Source organism: Desulfosediminicola ganghwensis (assembly GCF_005116675.2).
Classification (GTDB): Bacteria; Desulfobacterota; Desulfobulbia; order Desulfobulbales; family Desulfocapsaceae; genus Desulfopila; species Desulfopila ganghwensis.
On sequence record NZ_CP050699.1, the window covers coordinates 4,545,720 to 4,567,708 of the forward strand.

Consider the following 21,989-nt stretch of genomic DNA (forward strand, 5'->3'; position numbering starts at 1 on the left):
TTTACATTGGGAGGATTAGGTGAGTTGAGATAGTCTGCCAGTCAAGGAGACTTGCGAATCGCTATACCTTAGTATGCGATTCGCAAAAGCGACGAAGAATAGCAGTCCATTGTCCCATAACTCTCACTAAGCAACTCCCTGTCAGAGAATTGCAATTTTGGTTTCAGATCAAGGCATCGAAGAAAAATTAAGCGGAGGCATATATTAATATGTCGAGCATTAATTTTTCTTCGATAACGCGGAGATGAGCCAAAAGTGCATTCTCCTACCCCTAGAAAAAGCTTTCCGGAACAACAACAACATCGCTATCCTTTAACTGCGTATACAAATCGATCTTCTTATAGACCTTCTTCTGGTTATCGACGATACGAACGAGATTAATTCCGGAGCGTGAGGCTTTGCCGGTAAACCCACCAGCCAGCGCCACGAGTTTGAGGACTGTGGTGTCATCACCACAGGTGTAGGTGCCGGGCTTTTCAACCTGGCCGGTAATAAAGCACATCCCCCCCTTGGAGACAAAAACGGTATCTCCATCCTGAATAGCCATGTTATGGGTGAGATCGCCCTTTTCAATCAGGGCCTGAAGGTCCACAATAATAATGGGGTTTTCTTTGCTGCTGTTCTTTCTCTGGATGGTGGCGGTATCCCCGGCGTCTTTTTCAAGACCTCCGGCTTTTGAAACCAGCTCAAGGAAACTTGTCGGGCCGCTCAGCTCTACCAGGCCAGGTGAGCGTACACTTCCGAGGATTACCGCTTTTTTGGAGCGAAATTCTTCAACAAAGACATTAACCTGAGGACTTACCAGATAGCCATCGGACAGCAAGTCCGTGATTTTATCAGTAATGGCATTTACGGTGAGGCTTTGTACCTCCACCTGACCAATCAGGGGCATGACTATGGTACCTGCAGTGGAAACCCGAACCTTGGTTGCCAGGTCATCATTGTCATATACCGTTATACTGAGTACATCCCCCGGGCCGACGTGGTATTCACTTGCCACACCAATCTTCGTTACACACAACGCCATCAAACAAAAAAGATACAGCACGCTCCTTCTCACAAAAACCACTCTCTCTAACCATTCAGTTAATAATAAACAATCCCCTCACGTAATGAGGGGATTGAGGCAAAACGCAAACTGCGTTTCCCTGCAGTTACATTTGTATTCAGAACATCGCAGAGGCCAACACCGCCCAGACTGGCGTGGCATACTGACCACAACATCTCCAGCCATCACATCGCGAAGTTCAGACTGAGATAAATAGTATTGGTATCATAATCATAAGCATCATCAGACGAATCCGTTGTCTCAAACGAATACGACAGCTCCGCCATCAACCAGTCGCGTACCAGGAACTGAACCGCAGGGGAGATGTAAAAGGTATCTTCGTCGCGGTCGGCCTGCCCGACAAGCTGCTCGTAATCTGAGTTCTCATACCCCATCCCCAGCTTGGCCGTGATCTTCTCGGTCATCGCCTGACTGTAAACAAAGCGGGCACCCAACACAAGCTTCTCCGAGGCTCCGGCATTGTCGGATTCCTCGTTTTTCTGGTACAGATCGAGGGTCATGTCGGTCTTGTCTGTCATCCGATAATGAGCCTGAAGATCCAGGGTAAAATTATCGCTGTCCTGATACTCGTCAGTCTCAGCATCAAACGATTTACTCTGCAGACCTGCCTTGAACAACAGGGCCAGCTTGTCGGAGCTAACCCAGCGGACACCACCATAGTAGTAGTCCTGGCTGTTATCCTTTGCCGTATCGTTATCATACTCAACGTCGGTATAACGATACTGCAGGAACAGCGAAGTCTTCTCAGAATATTTGTAATAGCCGTAGAGATCAATAACATTATCGGTACGGTCAAAGAAGAAGGCGTTATCAGCCTCATCATACTGAAGCAGGAAGTTGGAATAATCCACCTTGAAGCGCAGCTTCTCGGTCAGATCCCAATCCGCAGTCAACATGAGCAGGTTGGTATCAAACTCGCGCAGATCTTCATCAGTTGCTTCGCCCACGCCAAAATCGTCGTGCCCACGGGTAAAACGGTCCAGTACACGCAGGGAGAGGCCGCTGGCCATATTCCAGCGCGCCAGACCTTCCGCATAGTAATCTTCTGTATTCAAGTCGGAATCATACGAGTACATGTTGATATCCGAGCCAACAAGCGCGTAAAGCTGGTATTTATCCGTACCGACATCGTCATCAAGCTCCAGCTGCAAACCACCCGCAGAGGTATTATGCGGGGCAATGGTTATGGGAACCACACGCATGCGTGGGAGCGAGAACCACACGCCAGGAGAAATGGTATAGAGCCAACTGCTGTCGGTATCGTCGTCAACATTGAAGACGTTATCGGTCCAGCCAGTCCGCAGGCTGAGATAGGGATGAATATAGCCACCCCGGACTCCGAAGATCTCATCATCAGCAAAGCCACCATTTTCGGCCGGAACAACAACCAGATCATTGACGTCCACGGTGTTTTGCGCAGACGCTGTGAACGGCAGTAAAGCACAGGCCGTTGCCAGCCCGATATATTGTAATTGCTTCATTTTTACTCACCAGATAATAGAACGTTCTTTCAATCAAACCACCTGAAATTCATTACAGTCATTGAGTAGTTTTTTCGTTACACAACTCAAATCAGTTTGGTTCAGGTTGAAAAGGGCTGGCTCCATGACGCGGCCCATGACCATTGCCATTGCCATGTGGCGGTGGGTTGAAAAATCGACTGTTTTGGTTGGGGTATGCCTGGGCATCGACTACCTGATCGCCACACTCTGCGACGCTCTGTTTGTGCCCTGCAATCACAATATCTTCAGATATTTTGTATTTCTTGGCTGCCGCATTAATATCAATGCCGTTTACCCCGGCGCAATAGAGCGCTTTAACCAGATTCTGCGGGTTCAGATTCTCTATGCCCAAGGCGCTTTCAATGATTTCGGCCGGGGCGATTCCCTGCTCGAGAGCACCCTCAACCGCAACCTGAATATTCTCTGCCTCATATGCAGTCTGAAAATCTTCCAACCAACCGGCAAGCGCCACTGTAGCAGAAACAACAACAATACTTAGCGCAGCTATAATCTTTTTCATCTCTTCCCTCCTCTTACCGTTATTCTTATCAGATATATAATTTTCCTGTTTCCTATATATATACTCAGCTTTATATAATACTCTTCAGCTGTTACATATTTCCCACATCCAACGCCCTACCCGCAGTCGCTGTTGCAGTTCCAGCAGTTACAGTGCAGTAGCAGTTACGTCCCCCATCCAACGTCCACCTTCCAACGTGCAGTTGCAGTCGCAGTCACGTCCAACCCGCCGTTCCGTCCCACCTGCTTTTGCAGTTGCAATCCCCTCCTACCTACCCTTCCCCCCCACCTCAAACGCCCAACCCCGAACACCCTTTTTTTCTGCTTCCAACCTCTTCAAATCCCTGATATACCTTCCAAGCGCTTCCCTGCTCTCAACGCTCATGCCCTCAAACCGCACACCATAAAACGTTGCATTTCCCTGCTTGCAAGACCACACACTTTCAAACCTGAGTTCAATCCGTTCAGTTACATCGTTCACCTGAACGTCGATCATGCAATTGCTTTTAGTGGGCATTGCTATTTCCGATTTCCACCTGACCAGACTTCCTATTCTGGAAATATTTAAAATTCTTGCGGAAACCGTACCATCATCAGTCGTTACTCTACAATTGAGACGAACAGGGTAGCGTTTCGCCTTGCGATAAACCTGCAGCAAATCAAAGACTCCGAAAAGCATCGATGTCATATTACTTTTGGTTATCCTCTCGGTATTATGCCGACGAAACCGATATGTGAAACGAAGAAAACTTGTAATATAGAATGAAGCCAGTAAATAGCATGAAAAGTAGACCACATAAACAGCAAAAAGAGCAGACTCAGAGGCAGAATAAAGCGGGCTTAATAAAGTCAAACCGCCAAGCCCTGCACTAATCATCAAAATGAGGCGCACCGCCCCCTCCCTGCTCAACCCGTAGCGCAGAAAGATATGATGCAAATGATACTTATCGGCAACAAAAGGGTTCTGACGACGCATTAACCGCTTGCCCATCACGACAATTGTATCGGTGACCGGCACCGCAAGTATCAACAGCGCTGAAACTGGCTTAAGTATCGGAGCAAATCCCTGGGAACCTACAATGGCCATAAAGACCAGGGCAAATCCCAAACAGAGACTTCCCGCATCCCCCATAAACATCTTGGCAGGTGTCCAGTTGAAATGCAGAAAACCCAGAACTGCTCCAGCCAGAGCAAGATTGAGTAAAACAAGATTTGTGTTACCGGCAAAAGAGGCATGGGCACCAAAATAGAGAAAGGCTATAAAAGAAATACCACCCGCCAGTCCATCGAGGCCATCAATGAGGTTGACGGAGTTTATCACCCCTACCACGCAGAACACCGTCACAAGCCAGGCAACCAGTAAACCACCGGGTACCAGCAGTTCCCCATTACCAAACAGATCTCCGAAGGAAAAGAGAACCGCCTTACTGAAATATATCATGAGGCAGGCGGCGATGATCTGGGCTGCAAACTTCTGTTTCGGCCCAAGTTCCATATAATCGTCTAGAAACCCGATAAACAAAAGAACTGCGAGCCCCAGAAAAAAACCACGCAAACCAGCAATGGGGATAAAGAGCATACTGGCAAAGGTGACTGCAATCATCATCCCTATCCCACCAACCAGTGGTTTAGGCTGAGTGTGCACTTTTCGACTATTTGGCTTATCCATCAAACCAAGTCGTAAAGCAATGCTGGAAAGCTTCGGCAAGGCAAAGAGAGCGATAAACAGTGAAGTGAGAAATACCAGAATTAAGCGTAACTCTACAGTAAGCATGGCATAGTGACCCTATTAACAAAATAATAATTAGAATCAGTTGTATAACACACCATCCACACCATGAATATAGGTATAATTACCTATATTCATGGATTGAGAAAAATATTTTTGCTCTTCAACGAACTAAGTAGAATAACTACCCGTGATTTTCAAAAATAACAGCACTATCTATTTACCTGACCACACCTCCCTGTTATAGATACATGTTATCTCTGCGCTATGCAGGCGCCTTCACGAGGCAAAAAAAAAGGGAAATAAAGAAGTAATCGTCTGGAGTAATGGCAGACCCATGCTGGAATTCCTCTATGTCGCTAATATGACATCCTCCTCCATTCATGTGATGCAGCTGGTTAATAGCACCTATCAGCAATATACAAAATCGATATTGAGCCACATAAATGTCGGCACTGGGGTTAACCGCACGATTCGTGAACTGGCCTGACCATAGCTAAAGTTGCAGGCTTCACCGGAGAAGTTGTATTTGATTGCTCAAAACCAGATGGTACTCCAAGAAAATGCTTCGACATTTCTCGGCTCTCACTGCTCAACTGGTAGGCTACACCTCTCTTGAAGAGGGGTTGGCCCGAGCTTATAGATGGTTCTTAGCCAATCATGCAATATCTAGAAGATAACTAACCAAAAAAATTCGAGATATCATAAACAGCAAAATAGATATGCGCAAATACCACTGTCTTTCTAATCAACATTCAATTCCTGGCAGAAGATGCTGAAATTCCTCCGATCATCAACCTCACGCACCCAAGTGCCTGGCCTGTATTGGCAACAACAGCTCGCGCTAGCTCCGTTCACTTCTCATTTCTCAAAGGATGAATTCATATCCGACTTGGCCCAAATGCCCAACAAACAAAAATCGGATTTTCTCATGTTCCTCTTTCAAAACAACCTTATCACAATATGGCTTGAGAAGTTGGGGAGCGAGGCTCTTTCAAATATTTGGTCTGATAGAGATGTTCTGTCGATGAAGAAGCATGCGGTAGTGGTGACAGTCAACTATTTACAGCAAAAAGCCGCCATCCAACAATTCACGAAGGTCTTAGATAATGAGTCAATTCCTCATACGATATTCAAAGGCGCGCATACTCGAGAACTCGTTTACAATAACCCAGCTACCCGCCCATCATGTGACATCGACGTATTGATACAAGAAGATAGAAGAGAAGAAGTTATTCAATTATTTATTGATCTCGGCTACACTTTATATGCACCTGAGGAAAACCTCAGCCATGAATGTTCGCTCAACACAGCCAACATCTCGGTGGACCTGCATTGGCACATACTCCGCCCAGGAAGAGTACCGGGGGAATTAACAAATCAATTTCTGGCAAACAGGAGACAGCACGACGACCACTGGTGCTGCGACCACACTGCAAACCTGTTTATTCTGCTTATCCATCCGGTATTCTCAAAATATTCCCATATGACCAGATACGGTCTAATCCGCATGGTAGATCTTCTGAATTGGTTTACAACTCAACAGATTGACCACCAAAGGCTACAACTGCTTTTAGACCAAACCGGCCTCCGAACAGCTGCATGGGTAACTCTCACCTATTTACACTTTTTTACTGGTGACGCAAATATACAGAAGCTGGCAAACGATCTTAGCCCTAGCCCAATAAAAAAAACCTATCTCAACTTATGGCTGCAAAGCGACCTCGCAGCGCGTCTTATCGATTACCCTATGGCCGTCAAACTCTTTTTCACTCTTTTCGCCCATGACAGCCTGGGACATGCATGCTCTTTCATTAAAACTTTTCTTTCACGCTCAACCTATTCCCCAAAGGATATAGACCTCTCGCTGGTGGACTAATTTTTCATAAACTACTCCTAATCCGCCCCCCCCCCCAACAGAACCGGTAACAAAGAGATGTAAGCTGCATCCCCCCCCTTCCTACTATTTCACCATACACCTACCCTCTACCCCAAAGCATCCGGTTTTTCAGGTAACCCATCAAAAATCCTGTACGGCAGATAGCTTTCAGAAAACAGAATCACCCAAGCAGTGCAGAAAATTATTTTCACGTCAGTCCAAATAGATATATTTTCTTGATACCACAGTTCCAGTGCCCCTTTATACGGTGCAATGTATTTTTTATCAAAATCATGAGGATCCCCATCTACATCCGACATCCACTTTTCTTCATCCCTGAATATAATAGAACCAATTCCCGTTATCCCAGGGTTCGTATTGTAAACCACCGCCTGGACATCATCAGAGAATTTAGCAAAATCAACTTCCATCAAAGGGCGAGGTCCAACAATTGACATATTGCCTATCAGCACATTAATAACTTGAGGTAACTCATTGATCTTTGTCTTCCTTAAAAACTTGCCTACCGGGAAAACCCTGGGATCATCACGCAACGTTATGCTTCCAGCTCCGATATTTGGACTATCCTTAAGCATAGTCGCGAACTTCCAAACCTTAAAATCTTTATTCTTGCACCCAACTCTTTTTTGCAGATAAAAAACTTCATGCTCGCCGGTGAGTAACAACAAAACACAGATTGGCAATAAAAATGGCAGCAAAACAAGCAGTGCTGTCAACGCAAGGACAAAATCGACAAATCTTTTTAAGAACTTTTCATACATAAATCCCTACTGCTCTACATTTTTGAATCCAAACCCTTTCCAGTCTCAATATGAGAAAAATTGGGTAGGTACGTTTTTAATATTTCCACAACAGCGGCTTTACTCACCTCTTCTGTAGCAAATAAATCATTCAGTTTATCAAATATCATATCTATTTCAGCCTTATCCCTTTTGAGGGAATTTTTAATCACACCCAAATTCACAAATGATTCGTTATCCAATTCCTCACCATCAGTGAAAAACTCTTCATACGACTTCTCACCAGAGGTATCCGAACCAAAAAAGTAAACAGGCCATGATGCTGGAACAGTCGACAATTTCAACGCCTTTTGACGTGCCTCTTCTTCTGAGGTACAGGCATCCAACTCAAGGCCCAGATCCTCCAACAAATCCTTGGCTATGCGATCAAAAGGGACCATATCCTTTTCTGCATCAAGTTTGGGAAAGAAAATATCACCAGACTCCCCCATTATAGAGGCAATCAAACACAATTCTCCTGACTCCTGAGGCGAGACAAAAAAACGTCTAATTCCTAATGGGCATGACCAAGGCTGCCTTTTATTCAAACGTTCCAGGAAACCTAAGGGCAAACTTCCATTCGAAAACGCCACATTCGCAAAGCGAGCCGTTTTTATAGGAAGCCGATCCGCATACGCCATAATCAGTTCCTCCATCAGCTTCTTGCTGGCCCCCATCACATTAACAGGATTAGCAGCTTTATCGGTACTCACACAAAAAAAGTGCTCCGGCGGGCACTCCAACAACAAATCAAGCAGCCTTCTAGCGCGAAGGACATTGTTCTCAACCATGGCCTCAATTGAGAAAACATCCTTCTCACTTCGCACATGTTTATGAGCCGCGAAATTCGCAACGATATCAAACGGTCCAAGTCGCCTAAACAGCTTTTCAAAAACTTTATCCCCAAAGTTAACGGGATAGGTGATAAAATCATCAGGGATATTAAAATCAACTGAACTGCGCAAATCCCGCACTAACTCAGTCAACCCATTTTCACTAATATCCACAACAACCAACTTTGAGACCTTGAATCGCAAAATAGCCTTAATGTACGATGAACCAATCGACCCCGCGCCACCTATCACCAGCACGTTCTTACCATTGATCCTGGCACTAAGTTCAGCGTCATAGCTTTCAAAGTCCGCCTGCAGCAAACTCTCGGACCGCCCTGTCACATATCTATTTATAAATTCCGAAAGATCGAAACTCGCAATCATATCAACACCTCTTTAGCAATCATCCAAACAATAGCCTATCGAGCAACATCAGTACCTTACTCCAAATAGAATCCACACTGGTAATATTCACTAGCCTGTCACCAGCCAAATCGAGTTTACCATTCAATCATTCTGCCACTACTTGAGTGTGTGAAACCGACTCAGACGCTGCCACCAAAAAGTTAAACCTCTAGTTAGGTTGTATTTCCCTTCTCCCTCCCCTCCTGATCCAAAAGAGTGGGTGATATGTAACCGTACGTAGAATGCTTCATCAGACTATTAGAATATCACCCAATACAGTTGCACAATGCTTGTTAGATTTCCGGCCTGTCGCGAAATTCCACATGAGGAATCAACTGTGTTTTCAGAGGAAAAAACCGTTCTTGCTCGTGACACTCAACCATCTATACAAATGATATGAAACGACCTAGTTTCTTGCCAAACATATGCGGGTTATCAATTTAACAAATTAGGCAGAATATAGGAAATATCAGACTTTGTCCATTCCCAAAGGGTTAACCGGTAAACCCTCAAAATATTTATATAGAGCATTGCTATTGGGAAAGATAACCACCCAAGCGGTCAGGATTAGAATGGCCAAATCCGTTTGAAAGGATTGATTGGCCTGATACCACTTTTCTACTTCGCCTTTGTAAGGATAAATAACGGTTCGGTAAAACTCCCAAGGATCATTTCCTTTTTCTTTTTCGCGAGTAATTAGTTCTTCCTCATTTCTAAAAATAATGGAGCCAACACCAGTAATACCTGGCTTTACATTGTAAATAACATTTTTTACATCCTCTGGATACTGTTCAAAACTCTTTTGCATCACTGGCCGAGGACCTACAAAACTCATATCGCCACAGAGCACGTTGACCAATTGTGGTAGTTCATTGATTTTTGTCTTTCTCAGAAAATCACCCATGGGTGTCAGACGCGGGTCCTTTTTCAGCGTAATCAAACCACCAGACATATTAGGACTATCCTTGAGCATGGTCGCAAATTTCCAGATGTAAAATTTCTTATTTTTATATCCAATCCTCTCTTGCAGATAGAGTATTTCGCCCTCACCAGTCAGCCTCAAAAAGATGATAATCGGGAATGAAATGGGAAGTAAAAGGATCAAAATAATGGCAGCTATCAAAAAATCACATACTCTTTTTACGGACGTGTACATCATTACATTCTTTTGCCTAGGTTTTATTTTCTATATGCCCAATGATAGAGGACAGGTCGCAGGTCAAACTGAACTGTCCGCCCAATGTCATCAGTCGATTCTTTTTTACTATTTTCAACTACATACTTCAGCATGACAGGCTTAAAGAGTCATTCATTTTTTCCGAAAACACACAGCCAGACCGCTTGACCTGTCTTAGTAGTATGAAACTCTTCCAGCAATTCAAACCCCATATAATAGAACCAATTTTCTTGTAATTAGAAGTGGTGTTAAGGATGCTGATAAAGGTAATTTTTGAGTTAATAACATAGTTACTCGCACCCAATGCAACGTAAGAATTTTGTAGACCAGCACTTCCATTCTTACAGGCCATGCATGTTTAGCAACTAAACCTTTATATTTAACTATATAATCACCCGCAAGAGATGCCCTCCAGTGCCGAGTCATCCTTTGACTGACTTACCTTCTTTGCCACCAATTTGGGATATGGATAGAGGTAGTAGGCCTGACTTTTCTATCTCAATTTCCCCACAGGATTACCCACATAAACACCAGAATCTTCGATGTTTTTTACAACAACACCACCCATTCCAATGACAACATCATCGCAGATAGTTATTCCTTGTCGGACGGCAGCAGCAGTCCCAAAATAAACATATTTCCCAAAGTGACAATTGCCGCTAATATTTACAGAAGGAGCAGATGTGAAATAATCAGCCAATTCACAATCGTGGCCAATTGTGGTATGGATATTTAACTGTGTCTGTTTGCCAAGTTTGATATTACAGGTCAGAATACATCCAGCACAAATAACACTTCCTTCGCCGATGTCGACCCAGCGGGATATGACAGCGCTTGGATGGACCAAAGTTTCGTATGCTGTATCCTGCGGAAGTTGCTGTACAACTTTTTCTCTAATCCTTGGAGCACCTATTCCAATGATGGCCGTATGGATGCCCGGGTTAAATTGAGATTGGGGCCACACAGGTTTTTCCATCAATATTTTATCTTTCCAGGTTGATCCCCATAAATCATCTGGTTCCATAAAACATGAGACTTCATCAAAGCGACCCAGATCGTCTATTAAACACAAGACCTCTCTGGCGAAACCTCCAGTGCCGATTATACAAATACCCTTTTTCATATTAGATATCAGGTGAGTTGATGATTGTCTGTTTTGATCTATCCTTTGAGAAATCCAGGCTTTCAAGCAATATTCTTACCGTACCCCCGAATTGGAGCCCCACTGGGTATATTCACCACCCTGTCCGCCAGCCAAATCGAGTTTACCAAGCCATCATTCTGACAGTCCTTGAACATAGGCAGCCGACTCATCAGCTCCCAAATCGGACGTGTCATAACGCCATGCTTATTTGTGTATTTCAAAAGCTCATCACGTTGTTCACGGTCTTTTGTCAAAACAGCATTTAACCAGTAGTTCGACTTGCACCCTACCGGCTCAGAAACGAACTGTAATTCAGTACCCTCAAAAAAAGACCTGTACTTCTCAGCCAACTCCCTCTTCAAACCCAGTAGGTATTCAAGCTGCTCCATTTGCGCACACCCAATAGCCGCATTCACATTCGTCAAACGGTAGTTATAGCCAATCTGGTCATGCACAAACTCCCATGAATGAGGGATTTTCGCCTGTGTAGTAAGATGCTTTGCCTTTTGAGCCAACCCTTCATCGTCTGTCAGAATCATGCCGCCACCGCCGGTCGTGATCAGCTTATTTCCGTTAAAACTCAATACGCCCAACTTACCAGTAGTTCCGGTATGCTGCCCTTTGTAATAACTCCCGATACTCTCAGCAGAATCCTCTACCATAGGAATCCCGTAGCGATCTAAAACCAATTCCAAATCACCCAGCTTCGCCGGATGTCCAAACGTATGCATAGGGACACAAGCTGCTACCCGACGCTGAGTGGTTCTGTTAATCGGAATACCAGCTTTCAGCTCAACATTTGCCTCCAGCCACCACGCTAAAGCATCCGGAGAAAGCCCCAACGTATCCCGGTCCACATCCAGGAATACAGGCTCGGCCCCGGTGTAACTGATCGCATTGGCCGTCGCGATAAACGTCAAGGCCTGAGTGAGGACCTCATCCCCTCGCCTCACACCAACTAACTGCAAAGCCATATGCAGCGCTGCCGTCCCATTCATCGCCGCAACTGCAAACCGCGCCCCGGTAAACTCTGCGCACATCTCTTCAAATCTACCAACGAACGCCCCAACACTTGACACAAAATTTGAATCTATACATTCGTTCAAATACCTTTTCTCATTACCCACAAAACGAGGATCGTGGAGAGGAATAAACGCATCCGGCTCAGCAAACGATGCTCTGACGAAATCTACGATGTCGTGAAAATCAGCCATTCTCACCTAGCTCCTTAACATACACATTCGACACACTATCATCATGTATCGAAATCTGCTTTGCCAGCACAAAGCCGTTTTTTTTATAAAATCTATTTGCCGCCTTCAAACTACCCCCAGCTATTACCTTGTAGCGAACAACACCTCTTCCCCTTAGTTCACCTTCCAGAGCCGATATCAGCGCTGCACCTACCCCACCCTGCTGCACCTCGGAATCTACAGCAATAGACAACAACTCTGTTTCTGGGAATTTTATGGATCCATTTTGTTTTTCACCAGCTTGGGAAAGTGAAGGCGCTCTAAAAGTCTCCAACAATGCTTTCAACAAAAAAGGTTTTCTCAAGAGCACCATTAGAATCTTCAGCAGTCCAATCGGGGATGACAAAGCAAATCGTTTCATTATCCCTGAAGATGTTACTGCAGAACTTATGAAACCCTGAATTTGCCCCTCCTCCTCATAAACCAGCACCAACTCACGATTTATCAAGAATGAATATAATGACTTCAAAAACGATTGGCCCAACTTCGCTAAGAAGCCCTGGTCGATTGTTTGCAGGTGGAGCTTGGCCAGTGCCAAACTTTGATCATTGTTTGCTTTGGAAATCATATTGCTAAATCTTACCATACGGTACATGGCTAAGAATCAAAACCTCAGCCTATTTCTAACTGACCTTGCAAAGTTGCGACCCATTGATCAGCCAGCTCTCTCCGATCAAACATTCGCCCAGCCAATACTCTCGCATTTTGCCCCATACTTAATAGTGACTCCTTGTCATCTGCCGCAATTTCAAGCGCATCGGCAAATGCTTCAGGGTCGTCAGGCGGCACTGCAAAACCGCACCTACTTTCCTCGATCATACCAGCCAGCCAGCCGGGATAATTATTCAACACTGGAAGTCCCGAAGCAATATAGTCAAAAAATTTGTTTGGAGAGGTACCGAAATAAAACGCGGGAACATTAGCTAAGAGCTGCAGGCCAAGATCGGCTTCACTCAGCAGACCAGCCAATTTCGTTTTATTCACCGGATCATGGAATATTACATTCTCAAGTTTTTCAGACTTTGCCCGTTCCTGGAGGCCGTCTTTAAGTTTTCCCTGGCCGACCAGAACCAGCTTTATATCTGACCGACCACGCTCTTTCAATACGTTGGCCGCATCCAGAGCTGCATCCAATCCATTAGCGATACCATGTGTACCAGTAAATACTGCCATGAGATCATCCTTAGCAACACCTACTGGACGCCAATGTTCTGAAGTGTTAGAAAAAATAGCTAGGTCACATCCGTTGGGTACCAAAGTGATCAGCTCACGCTTTACTCCACGTTTTGCAATGCCGTCAACAATGCCGGGAGAGAGACCAATGCAACGATGTGCTGATCGGTAAGACGCCCACTCAAGAAATGACATCAAACCAAGTACAACTGGATTTTTGATAACGCCCATCTCTCTAGGAAGCTCAGGCCAGAGATCACGCACTTCAAAAACAAAAGGTTTTCGACGGAACCAACGAGCAAATATACCTGGGATTCCTGCAGTCAGTGGAGTCGTGGTCGCAAAAAGTACATCATACTTCTCTGAAAATGCCAGACCAATACTTCGCAATGCAAATTTGAGAAATAACGTTGTCCGTTTAACAAAACCATCACTGTTGGAATACACCAGATCAAATTCGATGACATCAATTCCATCAACACTCCCGCGACGCACCCCTTTTGTAAACTTTTGATCAAGACCGGTATTACCGCCACCATAACTACCGCACACCATTGTAACAGTATGCCCATGGTGAATGGCCCTGCGCGCCATTTCATAAGAGCGGATTCCAGCAGAACCTTGAGGCGTAGAAAAATGCTGATGAAAATAGAGTATGTGCATTGGACCGGAATTTGATTGTTAAATTTCAGAATATTAGAGTTTGCCGACGGTTAACAACTATGAAACACATATATCAATCCAGAAAGAGGTCAGTTTTGATTATTGCAGCTCCGGCTGGCAATGCAATTTCAAGCACTGGCAGGGGTTCCTTTTGCATGTAGTACCTGGATTCCCAGCCAGCGGACAGGGACAGCTGCACAGGAGAGTCATTCACTGATACTGAGAGCTTTAGTTTTTCTCCAACGCATAAATTGCCTGCCAGCTTCCACTCGCCGGGCGCGAGTCGCCAACGCAAAATAGCTGTTGAATATGAGCCAGAGATTTCATCAACAACGTGCCAGCTTGTCCCCTCAGCCCGAACAGTTCTTCGATGTCGGTTCTTCCTGTAGTCTTTGTACGCTCCTGTCCAGGAAATAGAGCCACCTACTCGCTGAATTCCCCAATAATCATCCATCTTAATCCAGGCACCAAAAAGGAATCGCCCTAACCGTGGCATCTGGCTCATGCCGTCAAACTGAATGGTATTGTGAGATTCCGTACCTGAGAAATAATCAAGCGTTTCGAGATCCGTGTTATAACTGAAAGTTCCGCCATCTCTTAGAACATTTTGCCCTTTATGCCAAAGGTCAAAATGCAGTGCATCTGCATGACTCGGGCGAAAACGAAAACGGGGATATCGAATCAGCCCCATAGCTTCATTCATACGAATTACCACATAGCCACCATGATCAAACTCATTGCACTCAGGCTTCGTTGCATAATTCTTGGGCAAGTCAATTCCCAACCACTGTAATGGCGTGTTCCAATCTCCAACACCCGAGTAAGCACACTTCCCGGCAAACAGTGCCATGGCCATCTGTACTGAAGGCCTGAAATCCCGATAATCCGTATCTGATAGCGGAAGAAGTCGTGCACCGTCATTTGCTCCAATATTAGGAGCATCTCCATTCTCTTCCTGTACCAACATGTACAGCCATTGAGCGGAAGATGCTGCTTTCGAATAGAACCGCGTACTGAACGTTGATAATTTGAAACGCTGTCGCCAAACTTCCACCATAGAGAGGGTGTCGAGCAACACACGATGATAGTTAACCGAATACTGACTAAAGCCTCCATCGTCGTCAATCAAGTTGGCAACGCGATTTTCCAACCACTTACGCCCACTACGCTGCCATTTGAACCCTTCCGGAATACCATGGGCAACCAACAGACTCCCGCCTATAAAAAGTGCAGCAGCTTCAGAGGAACCATGATTGTTGTCTTGGCCCACCGCATACCTGATCGTTGGGGCAATACGTCGCAGATGAATCCTGACCATATCCAGTAACGATTGAGACGGTGAGTCAACCTGCTTGAGAATGAGAGCTGCTATCGTCAAATGCATCACACGAATAGACGCTTCCTGGCCACATTTCCAATTTACTCCCATATATGGCGGGTTTTTTAAAGACCAGTCGTCCAGCCATGCATTCAGCCTTCTTAGAGAACTCGTATCACCTGAAGCAGCCCGCTGGGCTAAACACAACACCCAGTCAAAGCGCGAAGCCTCCCATATGGTTTTAATATCACCAGCACCATCGTCAAAATCACTTAACTCCCACCAGGGATCGTCTGCTTTAGTCTCTCTCCCGTTAAAGACATTGCTATGCCATGCAGGTACCCCTGAGAGAGGAACTTCCTTCCATCCGAAGTAAAGGGCACTAGCATTCCATTCGGAGCTTGGCTTTATGCCTGGCACTGAAATTTCCGTGCTCCTGAAAAAAGGACCGAGAGCTGGTTGCTCCCTGATCCTTTTTATTGGGTTCAAACCAGCCTTCAGCCCAATTCGATAACCTGCCACCCGGGCGATAGAGATAAGTCCAAGACGATAGTAGGTTGAGAGTTTTAGTAATGCGTTCGAGAGCATGGCTAGCAGGAAAAGAAGTGGAGGAATCCGTGATATCGAGCAAGCATAAATGAAGTCGGATTGTCGAGCATTTTTCCTAGAATAGTATCAATAGTCTTCGTCTTATCAACCAACCGTTCATGCTGACCAGCAACCATGTGTCCACAACCTCTTACGCAGTCCAACCAAATGTCCAAGTCGGAATTCTCATCATTGCTATATCTTTTCTTAGCAAGAAAATGCACCTCAAACCCCAACCCAGCCACCACTCTTCAAGGATTCAATCGCCGCAAAACTAGCCTTCGTTGTATTGATGAGTGATTTATAGGGAATCAGCGCGCTCTTACTACCATTCACCTGTTCCACCAACAGGTCAAACTGAGCCTTATGCCCCTTATCCTGCTTCGACTTCAGTTTGCGGAACCCAAGAACTCCAAACGCCCGAAGTTCGCGCCAATTGTCCAGCACAAAGCTCTTTTCCTGGGCATGCACCTCAACCCGCTCTTTCGAATAACTCTTTGAGCCGTTTGCAAAGTAGTTAATCACTGCATTCGTTCCATTGGCATACCTCAGCAGAATAGAGGCATTATCGGTATCTTCCTGTGGATCAGAGCCAAAAGCATTCATACACACTGCACTCACCTCTGAATCAGCCAGATAGCTGCACAGGTCGATATAGTGACATGCCTCGCCTATAATACGCCCCCCTCCAACAGTCAAATCATGCACCCATGCACTCGGGGGAATAAAGCCTGCATTCATTGTCGCTACAATGTTCTTCGGACCATCTCCAACCACTGATTTCAGTTTCACTGCTAACGGGGCAAAGCGACGGTTAAAGCCAATAGTCAGGGTTAACTGTGGATTGAGGCTTAAGGCTTGCTGATAAGCTTCTTCAACCTTATCTAGCTCATCCGGGTTCAGACAGAGTGGCTTTTCGACAAAGACGCTTTTACCTGCATTGAGCGACTCTGTAACCATTCGCGCATGTAGATCATGCCGGGTTGTAACCATTACCAGATCAATCTCATCATCCTTCAGGATTTCCTTATAATCCGACGTGGCATGTGAAGCTTTGGCTTTTTTTGCCAGAGTGGTTGCCGACAAACCACCCGCAGATGCGATGTATTTCAAATTTGCCTTCAATCCTTTAAAAGCCGGCAATACCGTAGCCGCAGTAAAATTGCCCGCACCGATAATTCCTATTGCATTGCGATCAGATGAGGTTTTTAACTTTAGACTTGAAGTGTTAGAACGCGCTGTATTCGTTATGCTATTATTTTCATGCTGCATGCCTTCGGCACCATCGCACTGCTTTCCAACATAAACGACCGACGAGTCATTGATCACTTCATCATAAACAAGAAGAGATGCAATAGAGGAGGTCCCCCCCATCTCTCCATAAATTTCAATATAGTCCTTCAAAGGTACTCGTTCGGTAATCAATGGATCTACACTCAATTGCCCGGAACTGATCGATTGAAGAATGGCTTCAAAGTTGCGCTTTTCGGTCCATCTCACAAACCCGATCGGGTAATCCTGACCTTTGGACTCATACTCCTCGTCATATCGGCCCGGTCCGTAAGAACAGGAGACCTGGAAGGACAACTCCTTCTCATAAAAATCGACACGGGAAATATCAAGACCAATCACACCGACCAGCACAATACGCCCACGCTTACGGCTCATCCGAGCCGACTGGGTAATAATTTCGTTCGACTTGGAGGACGCGGTAATCAACACCCCATCCGCACCCACGCCGCCAGTCTCTTGCTCAACGAACTTCACCTGATCGGTACCATTCGATGGGTTGACAGCAATTACTCCCATCGAATTGGCGAGATCAACTTTCTGCTGATCAAAATCAAACCCGATAACCCGGCAACCATTGGCCCGTAGAATCTGAGCAGAAATCAAGCCGATTAAGCCCAAGCCGACCACAACAACCGCCTCACCAAATGAGGGATTCAGTAGGCGGATGCCCTGCAGGCCGATGGAGCCGACAACTGTAAACGCAGCCTCTTCATCGGAGACATTGTCCGGAATCATTGCGCAAAGATTTTTGGGGACGCAGACCATCTCAGCGTGTGGACCGTTCGAGGCCACCCGATCTCCTACTTTAAATTCCGTCACCCCGTGCCCAACCGCAACTACGCTGCCAACATTGCAATAACCGAGTGGCAGTGGTTGTCCCAACTTGTTAAACACCGCCTCCAATGTTGGCATCAGGCCATCACTCCGAATCTTCTCCAGTACCTGCTTAACTTTATCCGGCTGTGCTTGCGCCTTAGCAAGCAATGATCCCTTCCCGAATTCTACCAACATCTTTTCGGTGCCAAGTGATACAAGAGAACGTGTCGTCTGAATCAACACATAACCCGCCCGTATCGCCGGAGCTGGCACTTCTTCAAGTATAGTGTCGCCTGATTTTAAATTTTGTATTATCTGCTTCATATTGTGTTAATTTGTCCTCATTAAAATCAGAAAGGATGGATTTAAATGGTAAGGTTACGACGTTGTCTAAATAGAAAATCTAGAGTAATCGACCTCGACGATATTTTCAAAGAAGCAGCTTTACCATCACGGTGCTATCCATTAGTTCAAGTTCTGACAGGCTTAGATTATCAAAATCCTTAAGCCAAATTAGGCGAACATTAGCATTCATATCTTGAAACCTAAAATTAATATTTTCATTGGCTACACACTGCGAGCATTAGTAATTCTAGTTAAAGAGACATCTACCGCTATCGCACAACTTTTTTTACAATGGATCCAAAAAAACATATCAATTGTAAATTAAAGTATTGGATTGCCTCGCTCACCAAGCTATCTCAACATAATTATTTATTAATGTGTTTCTGGATCACGCATACGTATCAGCCTAGCCGGAGACCCTCCAACAATATTATTTGCAGGGATATCTTTTGTAACAACACTACCCCCTGCCACCACGGCACCTTCCCCGATTGTAACTCCCGGGAGGATAAGGCAATTTGCTCCAATCCAAACATCATTCCCAATAACAACAGATTTAGCAACCCTTCCACTATTAAATATTTTATAACCAATCGGAGGGATTTTATGATTAGTCGATAAAATTTGGGTACGATAACCTACAAGGCTCCTATCACCAATACTTACACCGCCTCCTGTAGTAACGATCACTTGATAGGCGAGATCTACATCGTCTCCTATTATAAGTTGATGGGAAGGGGCTTTGGTAATCCATACTCCTGGATAAAATACGACACGTTTCCCTACTTTAGCCCCTAACAAACGTAAAAATATCGATTTTAAATAATTACAAAACCGGTACCTGGGTAAGGTAAACAGCATTTGCATCACACATTCAAAGGTTACAACAAAAAAGGGATGAAGAAAATTATTAACACTTCGTAGCATATTTACCTCGAACATATAACAGGCCACTTTATACAGCGACGTTCCTCTGATGGACACGGACCAAGAAATTTAGCCTTTTCCATTTCAATCAAATAGAGATTGAGTTTCTCCTCCGGAGTTGGATAATTAGCTAACTGAAGAGAGCCTTTTTCAATTACATCCTTCCTAAGAGCATCATTATCTAATAGGGTTCTTAACATTCCTGCAGATTCAAATGAATTCTCGGGGTTCAAATACAACGCACCTCCTCCGCAAGAACCTCTAGACCAGTCTGAATCGGTTACAACAAGAGGTTTACGCATTCGCCACGCCTCAATAAAGTTATTACTAAAGCTTTCAAGAATACTAAACGTACACATTACATCACAGCAATCAATAAGAGTAGCGCACTCATCTGAAGCGACAGGTCCGACTAACTCCAAATAGTCTTCAACGCCTTCTTTTACAAAGGCCAACTGGACCATCTTAGCGTAATCTGAATCACAATTAATAGTAAATACTACACAAAAATCTCGTGCGCCTTGTTTAACCATCTCACGAGTAATGGCGGCCATTGCTACTAACCTTTTATTTGGATGAGGGCCGCACAAATGAAGAAACTTAAATTTCTTTGGCAATTTTGATTCAAATACGGAAAGTAGGTCACCTTTAACATTTTCAGGTTTTACAAGTTGGCTTGGAGCCATATTTACAACACCTACACGTTCTTCAGGAAAGTTGCATAGTTCGATCGCCCTCTTTCGTAAAACCTCAGTCTCAAAGATCCAGTAATCTGCCTTTTGTATTTGCTTGCGCCGGAAGAAATCCTTCATTTCAAAAAGATAACGATATTTCCCTGCTTGTGCCCAAAATGGAATTTCTGGGTAAAATAAATTTGAATAGGCACACCCATTCACATTTATCAAATAGTCAGTGGCGTGAAGCATTGGGGGGCCAAAAAGTGTAAAGCATATTTGTCCCCGGTCATACGTATCGCGGCAATTAGACTCATGAATTAATCGGCTACAAATATTGTTCGGGACTCTGATATATTCATATCCATATTCTTCGCATAGCGTCTCAAGAACAGACCCAGCCTTTAGTACCGAAATAAACGTATTTGGTTTCTTCAGCCCATGCAATGTACTCAAAAAACTAGCTGCATTCTGCAATCCTCCACCAGATGAAATTGGTAGAAAATTCAAAATAATTCGAGAACCTACTTTAACTCTCACGATTCAACCTCACCTTCCTCCTGGCAATATACAACCTGACACAACATTCCATACTACAGCACCTCAGGTAGGTTCTATTTATAAATCGCTAATAAAAACATTTCAAAACATTTAAAAGGAAAAAATAATTTTATTAAGTTAAACATTAATCACCGTAACTTTAATATCGAAATATCACCGAATCATTTGCTGAACACCACCACGCGCCCATAGTGTTAAACTTAATTTCGGTTTCATTGAGGTGGTCCCGTTTTTAGGACCACCACTCGTTGTTTTTAAGTTTACTTTCTACAGTGCCGGTGGCAGTTCCCTTCTCCCAGCGGGGAGAGGGGAACTACGGTTTCAAGCCGCTTTCCTTTGCTGCTCATAGTACATCTCATCAGGCGTCATATCTAACAATCCTTGGCATGGTCTTACAGCGTTATATTTCAGAATATATTTGGAAATTCTCTGGGTCACTGCTATTGGATTCTGGCACGACTTCAGATAGTTATCTTCATACTTAATCGTTCTCCAGAACCGTTCAATAATGACATTATCAGTCCAGTGTCCTTTTCCGTCCATACTAATGACAACTCCATACTCCTTTAGCTGTAATGTCCACTTTTCCTATGCAAATTGAAAGCCTTTATCTGTATTGAATATCTCCGCTGCACCGTGCTTGATTACAGCGCGCTTAAGGCAACGGAGGCAGAATTCTGAATCAAGTGTTGTCGATAACTCCCAGTCAATAATCTTCCGTGAATACCAATCTATTATGGCAAAGAGATAGACGAAGCCTTTTCTCATTGGGATATAGGTGATATTCGCGGCCCATGCCTGATTAGGTCTGACAATTGAGAATTTAAGCAGAAGGTATGGGTATATGTACATAGAATTTCATGGGATAGTCGTTCGCTTACGCGGGTAAATGGCCTCTATGCCCATGAGACGCATGAGGCGACGCTTAGGTTTCCGGCCTATTCGCATCACCGTGGCTCTTCGCAAATACTTACTTATGAGACGAGTGCCAACTGTCGACTCCTCAAGATGGTACCTGTCGATTAAGCCAATAAGCTGATGATTGATACCTAGCTCTTTCCTGGACCAGTAACAAACGGTGGATCGGTTAATGTGCAGCAGTTCGCATTGACGGCCAATGCTCAGTTGAGAATTCCACTCTACTTGCTTCGTCATTTCAGCGATATCTCCAACTGCTTTCACTTTTTTTCGAGAAAATCCACCTCCATCGTCAATAGCCGACTTTGAACTCCAGCTAATGCTTTTCTTTGTTTTTCTTCTGAGCGTCTTTATCTGGCTTGTTGTTGAACAATTCTGGCATGCGCTCAATTAACTAATTTTT

Annotated in this window: 20 protein-coding genes; 2 read left to right on the forward strand and 18 right to left on the reverse strand. The window is 44.6% G+C overall.

The genetic code is table 11. The annotated features are described in order from the left end of the window. Positions 1–271: 271 nt before the first annotated feature. From FCL45_RS19470 to FCL45_RS19485, 4 genes are all read right to left on the reverse strand, one after another. A complete protein-coding gene (locus FCL45_RS19470) occupies positions 272–1,000 on the reverse strand; it encodes a polysaccharide biosynthesis/export family protein (RefSeq protein WP_228721372.1) in 729 nt (242 codons plus the stop codon). A gap of 233 nt (positions 1,001–1,233) precedes the next feature. Next, positions 1,234–2,550 carry an outer membrane beta-barrel protein gene (locus tag FCL45_RS19475; protein ID WP_136799822.1) on the reverse strand — a complete coding sequence of 439 codons (1,317 nt, stop codon included), beginning with the start codon at positions 2,548–2,550 and terminating at the stop codon, positions 1,234–1,236. 91 nt (positions 2,551–2,641) lie between these two features. After that, a complete protein-coding gene (locus FCL45_RS19480; protein WP_136799821.1) occupies positions 2,642–3,091 on the reverse strand; it encodes a hypothetical protein in 450 nt (149 codons plus the stop codon). A gap of 267 nt (positions 3,092–3,358) precedes the next feature. Then, on the reverse strand, positions 3,359–4,864 hold the full coding sequence (locus FCL45_RS19485; RefSeq protein ID WP_136799820.1) for a PilZ domain-containing protein: 1,506 nt from the start codon (positions 4,862–4,864) through the stop codon (positions 3,359–3,361). A 211-nt stretch (positions 4,865–5,075) separates the two neighbouring features. Between FCL45_RS19485 and FCL45_RS25400 the strand changes: the two genes are divergently transcribed. After that, positions 5,076–5,309, forward strand: coding sequence for a Rossmann-fold NAD(P)-binding domain-containing protein (locus FCL45_RS25400; RefSeq protein WP_420811243.1), 234 nt, complete (start codon positions 5,076–5,078; stop codon positions 5,307–5,309). 282 nt (positions 5,310–5,591) lie between these two features. Continuing rightward, positions 5,592–6,698, forward strand: a complete 1,107-nt coding sequence (locus tag FCL45_RS19495) for a nucleotidyltransferase family protein (RefSeq protein ID WP_136799819.1) — start codon at positions 5,592–5,594, stop codon at positions 6,696–6,698. A 107-nt stretch (positions 6,699–6,805) separates the two neighbouring features. On the opposite strand, the gene FCL45_RS19500 is transcribed toward FCL45_RS19495, so the two are convergent. The 14 genes from FCL45_RS19500 to FCL45_RS19565 all read right to left on the reverse strand — a co-directional run bounded on the left by FCL45_RS19500 (position 6,806) and on the right by FCL45_RS19565 (position 21,823). Beyond that, positions 6,806–7,480 (reverse strand): sugar transferase, encoded by a 675-nt coding sequence (locus tag FCL45_RS19500; protein ID WP_136799818.1) that lies wholly within the window; start codon positions 7,478–7,480, stop codon positions 6,806–6,808. Between the two features lie 14 nt (positions 7,481–7,494). Next, positions 7,495–8,715, reverse strand: a complete 1,221-nt coding sequence (locus tag FCL45_RS19505) for a polysaccharide biosynthesis protein (protein ID WP_136799817.1) — start codon at positions 8,713–8,715, stop codon at positions 7,495–7,497. Positions 8,716–9,205: 490 nt separating this feature from the next. Beyond that, a complete protein-coding gene (locus FCL45_RS19510; RefSeq protein WP_217907608.1) occupies positions 9,206–9,895 on the reverse strand; it encodes a sugar transferase in 690 nt (229 codons plus the stop codon). A gap of 511 nt (positions 9,896–10,406) precedes the next feature. Then, positions 10,407–11,036, reverse strand: coding sequence for an acetyltransferase (locus FCL45_RS19515; protein ID WP_136799816.1), 630 nt, complete (start codon positions 11,034–11,036; stop codon positions 10,407–10,409). Between the two features lie 62 nt (positions 11,037–11,098). After that, positions 11,099–12,271 carry a LegC family aminotransferase gene (locus FCL45_RS19520; RefSeq protein WP_136799815.1) on the reverse strand — a complete coding sequence of 391 codons (1,173 nt, stop codon included), beginning with the start codon at positions 12,269–12,271 and terminating at the stop codon, positions 11,099–11,101. Beyond that, positions 12,264–12,878, reverse strand: a complete 615-nt coding sequence (locus FCL45_RS19525) for a GNAT family N-acetyltransferase (protein ID WP_167495925.1) — start codon at positions 12,876–12,878, stop codon at positions 12,264–12,266. The genes FCL45_RS19520 and FCL45_RS19525 overlap by 8 nt, the downstream gene beginning before the upstream one ends. Positions 12,879–12,922: 44 nt before the next feature. After that, the gene (locus FCL45_RS19530; protein WP_136799813.1) at positions 12,923–14,146 is read right to left on the reverse strand and encodes a glycosyltransferase family 4 protein; all 1,224 of its coding nucleotides are present in this window, start codon (positions 14,144–14,146) and stop codon (positions 12,923–12,925) included. Between the two features lie 73 nt (positions 14,147–14,219). Then, complete coding sequence (locus FCL45_RS19535; protein ID WP_136799812.1) at positions 14,220–16,052, reverse strand: heparinase II/III family protein; 1,833 nt, start codon at positions 16,050–16,052, stop codon at positions 14,220–14,222. A gap of 225 nt (positions 16,053–16,277) precedes the next feature. Continuing rightward, entirely contained in the window at positions 16,278–18,485 is a 2,208-nt protein-coding gene (locus FCL45_RS19540) for a bi-domain-containing oxidoreductase (protein WP_136799811.1), read from the reverse strand. 393 nt (positions 18,486–18,878) lie between these two features. Continuing rightward, on the reverse strand, positions 18,879–19,433 hold the full coding sequence (locus FCL45_RS19545) for an acyltransferase (RefSeq protein ID WP_136799810.1): 555 nt from the start codon (positions 19,431–19,433) through the stop codon (positions 18,879–18,881). 2 nt (positions 19,434–19,435) lie between these two features. Further along, the gene (locus tag FCL45_RS19550) at positions 19,436–20,647 is read right to left on the reverse strand and encodes a glycosyltransferase (protein ID WP_136799809.1); all 1,212 of its coding nucleotides are present in this window, start codon (positions 20,645–20,647) and stop codon (positions 19,436–19,438) included. A gap of 342 nt (positions 20,648–20,989) precedes the next feature. Then, positions 20,990–21,217, reverse strand: a complete 228-nt coding sequence (locus FCL45_RS25405) for an integrase core domain-containing protein (protein WP_420811244.1) — start codon at positions 21,215–21,217, stop codon at positions 20,990–20,992. 39 nt (positions 21,218–21,256) lie between these two features. Then, positions 21,257–21,520: a DDE-type integrase/transposase/recombinase gene (locus tag FCL45_RS25410; RefSeq protein ID WP_136799807.1), complete on the reverse strand. Its 264-nt coding sequence runs from the start codon at positions 21,518–21,520 to the stop codon at positions 21,257–21,259. 6 nt (positions 21,521–21,526) lie between these two features. After that, positions 21,527–21,823: an IS3 family transposase gene (locus FCL45_RS19565; RefSeq protein WP_136799806.1), complete on the reverse strand. Its 297-nt coding sequence runs from the start codon at positions 21,821–21,823 to the stop codon at positions 21,527–21,529. Positions 21,824–21,989: the final 166 nt, after the last annotated feature.